Source organism: Thermus sp. NMX2.A1 (assembly GCF_000511705.1).
Taxonomy (GTDB): domain Bacteria; phylum Deinococcota; class Deinococci; order Deinococcales; family Thermaceae; genus Thermus; species Thermus scotoductus.
Map to the genome: position 1 here is coordinate 1 of NZ_ATNI01000086.1, position 3,634 is coordinate 3,634.

At 66.0% G+C, this 3,634-nt stretch carries 2 protein-coding genes; one reads left to right on the forward strand and one right to left on the reverse strand.

Going from position 1 to position 3,634, the window contains the following annotated elements; translation table 11 throughout:
• Positions 1-38: 38 nt before the first annotated feature.
• Positions 39-1,826: an RNB domain-containing ribonuclease gene (locus TNMX_RS10635; protein WP_038031990.1), complete on the reverse strand. Its 1,788-nt coding sequence runs from the start codon at positions 1,824-1,826 to the stop codon at positions 39-41.
• Between the two features lie 33 nt (positions 1,827-1,859).
• Between TNMX_RS10635 and TNMX_RS10640 the strand changes: the two genes are divergently transcribed.
• Positions 1,860-3,575 (forward strand): M3 family oligoendopeptidase, encoded by a 1,716-nt coding sequence (locus tag TNMX_RS10640; RefSeq protein ID WP_038031993.1) that lies wholly within the window; start codon positions 1,860-1,862, stop codon positions 3,573-3,575.
• Positions 3,576-3,634 lie beyond the last annotated feature (59 nt).

A 3,634-nucleotide genomic window follows, 5' to 3' on the forward strand; every position in this document is an offset into this window, starting at 1 on the left:
CCACTCGCCCACGAGCCTCGTCCAGGAAGGTTCGCAGGCTAGAGAAGGGTGAAGCGGGCCTCGAGGCGAGGGAGGTCCGCCTCCAGAAAGCGGAGGCGGACCTCAGTATCCAGGGGTAGGGGTTTGCTGAGGGCCACCTGGGCAGTCAGGCCCAGCTCCGGCAGGAGGAAAATCCCCTGCCCTCCCCTTTTCTCCACCAGGATTCCCCTTCCCTCGTACCCCTTCTCCATCAGGTAGACCAGGATCCAGTGGAGCTTGCTCTTCCTCTCCGCCTCCCGCACCAGGTCGGCCATGGCCTCCGCCGCCCCCACCCGTTGCAAGAGCTCCTCCTGGGAAAGGAGCTTCTCCCCTTTCAACCAGGCCCTTAGCTGCTGGTGGGCCACCAGGTCCAGGTAGCGCCTTAAAGGGCTCGTCACCTGGGCGTAGAGGGGAAGGCCCAGGCCCCTGTGGGGTGCGGGCACGGCCTTGAGCTGGGCCCTCTTCAGAGCCTTGCGTTGCTCCCACATGGCGCTAAGCCCCTCCCCTTCCACCCGGCTGGCGGGAGCCTCCTGGGTGGCGAAGGGGAAGGGCAGTCCCTCCCTGAGGGCCAGGTGGGCGGCGGCATAACCCGCGAGATGCATGGCCTCCTGGACCCAGATGCGGCTTTCGTAGGCCTCGAGGGGACGGATCCTTACCTCCTGGCCCTCCAAGCGCACCTTCACCTCGGGTAGGCGGAGGTCCAGCCCCCCTTGGGCCAGGCGCTTCCGCCGGAAGGCCAAGGCCAGGTCCCGCAAAGGGGCAAGCTCCTCCACCCCCAGGGCCTCCCGGTAGCTGAGCCTCCTCACCCTTACCCAGCTTGGGACAATCTCCTCCTCCAGGATCTCCCCTTCCCCGGAAACCTTGAGGCGAAAAGTCAGGGCCGGGGACACCTCCTTCAGGCCCAAGCCCAGAACCCAGGTGGCCTCCTGGGGCAGCATGGGTACCGTCCCCTCGGGCAGGTACAGGTTGGCCCCCCGGCGCATGGCCTCCTGGTCCAAGGGGCTAAAAGGCTCCACCAGGGCCGCCACATCCGCCACGTGCACCCAAAGCTGGAAACCCTCGGGTACCCTTTCGGCGTAGACGGCGTCGTCCGGGTCCTGGCTTTCCTCGTCGTCGATGGCGTAGGCGGGGAGGTGGGTCAGGTCCACCCGCTTTTCCTGGGGAAGGGCAGGTAGGCGAAGCTCAGGAGGACCGAGGATAAGCCCAAGCCGCCTGGGATGGGGGTTTTGCCGCTGCCACACCCCGAGGCGCAGGAGAAGGCCGTGGGCGGCCTCAGGAGTTTCGGGAAGGCCCAGGGCTCTGAGCACCCGGCTTTCCCTTCTTTCTCCCAGGGCCATGGCCTCCACCTCCTGGATTAAGGGGCGGTCCTCGGGGGCGGGCACCCCTTCTCTAAGCCGCCTTACCCCCTCCTGGAAGCGCCGCTCCTGTTCCTCCCGCTTTCTCCTGGCCTCGAGGAAGGCCTCCACTTCCTCCCGGGTGCGGGCCCGGACCCTTTCCCCCTCCAGGAGGAAGCGCTCCCCCCTTTGCGCCAGAAGATAGGCTCCGTAAGCGGTCTCAGGCGTGTACGCCCCGTAGACCAGCTCGGCCAAGTCCTTGAGATCCACCACCTGGCCCTGAAGAAGCTCCCAAGCAGCCTCCTCCTCGCCCTCGGGCGGGTTCAACTCCAGGGAAGCGGGCCCGGGGTGAAGCCAGAGGACATCCTTGGGACGCACCCTTACCCGAGCCCCGTCGGGCAGGGTGAGCTCCAGACGGTCCCCCTTTTCCACCGCCAAAGCAGGCCTTCCCTTGTACACCACCAACGCGGCCACGCCCCTAAGGATACACGGGGTATAGTGAGCGGCATGGAGTGGGACCTTTCCGACCTGTACCTTAGCCCTGAGGACCCAAACCTCGAAAGGGACTTGGCCGAGGCTCTGAACCTCGCCAGCAGCCTGGACCCCAAAGACCTCCTCCATCCCAGCCGGGCGGAAGGCCTTTTCCGGCGCTACGAGGAAGCCCTGGAGAAAGCCTATAAGCCCTTGAACTACGCTTCCCTCTACTTCGCCACCCGCACCCAGGACCCTGTGGCCAAGGCCCTTCTGGACCGGGTAAGGAACCGCTACACCGAGGTGCGAAACCGCCTGGTGCCCCTCGAGGTGGCCCTGCGCAAGCTTCCCGAGGAGGCCTTCCAGGCCCTCCTGGAGCACCCCGGCCTTGCCGATCTCCGCCACTTCCTGCAAGGGCAGAGGGCCTTCGCCCCCCACACCCTTTCCGAGCGGGAGGAGGAGCTTTTAAACCTCAAGGGCCTGGTGGGAAGAAGCGCCTGGAGCCAGTTTTACACGGAATACACCGGCCGCTTCCGCTTCCGGGTGGGGGAAAGGGAGCTTACCGAGATGGAGGTGCGGGCCCTGAGGCGGGACCCCGACCCCAAGGTGCGGCGGGAAGCCCACCGGGAGCTATACGGGAAGCTTATGGCCGAAGCCCCCACCCTAAGCGCGGTGTTCAATGCGGTGTTCCTGGACTACCTCCAGGATCTTCGCCTACGGGGTTACCGCCATCCCCTGGAGCCCGTGGCCCTCCGGGACGAGGTGGAGGTAAAGGACATCGAGGCCCTCCTCGAGGCCACCCGGGCCCACTACCCCCTGGTGGAGGCCTACTACCGCTGGAAGGCAAGGCGGCTGGGCCTGGAGAAAACCCCAAGCCCGGATCTCCTGGCCCCCTTGGCCAAGGAAAAACCCAAGGTGCCCTTTGAGGAGGCCCAGGACCTGGTCCTCACCGCCTTCCACCGCTTCTCCCCCGAGGTGGGAAGGATCGCCCGGGAGTTCTTCGAAAAGCGCTTGATCGATGCCTACCCCAGGCCGGGCAAGCGGGGTGGGGCCTTCTGTTCTGGCGGGCTTCCCTCCACCCACCCCTACGTCCTCCTCAACCACACCGACGACCTGGACGCCGCCCACACCCTGGCCCACGAGCTTGGGCACGGGGTGCACTTCTACCTGGCCAGGAAGCAGCGCCTCCTGAACTTCGGGGCCTCCACCCCCCTGGCGGAAACCGCCAGCGTCTTTGCGGAGATCCTCCTGGACGACCTCCTCTTGGAAAGGCTTTCCCCGGAGGAACGCACCCTGCTTCTGGCCGAGAGGGTGGAGGATGCCATCGGCACCCTCTTCCGCCAGGTCATGTACACCTTCTTTGAGCGAAGGAGCCTCGAGGCCCGCCGGGAAGCCGCCCTTTCCCCCGAGGCCTTCCACGGGATCTGGCAGGAGGAGCAGGGAAGGCTTTACGGGGATGCCGTGGATTGGACGGAGCTGGACCAAGCGGCCTGGGCCGGCATTCCCCACTTCGTCCATTACCGCTTCTACACCTACAGCTACGCCCTCGGGTATCTGGTGGTGCTGGCCCTCTACGGCAAGTACCAGGAGGAGGGAAAGGCCTTCGTGCCCAAGTACCTGGGGATCCTCGAGGCGGGGGAAAGCCAAAGCCCCAAGGAGATCCTGGCCCAAGCCGGGGTGGACCTGGCCTCCGAGGCCTTCTTCCAGTACGGCTTCGGGGTCCTGGAGTCTTGGCTAAAGGCCCTTCCGTGACGACTCCCCGGACTAAAGTCCGGGGCTTCTCGGGGTGTTTCCCTGCGGGAAAGCACGCA

Bases quoted from the DNA above. Each gene is read 5' to 3' on its own strand.
- TNMX_RS10640 (WP_038031993.1), top strand. From the start codon at position 1,860: ATGGAGTGGGACCTTTCCGACCTGTACCTTAGCCCTGAGGACCCAAAC.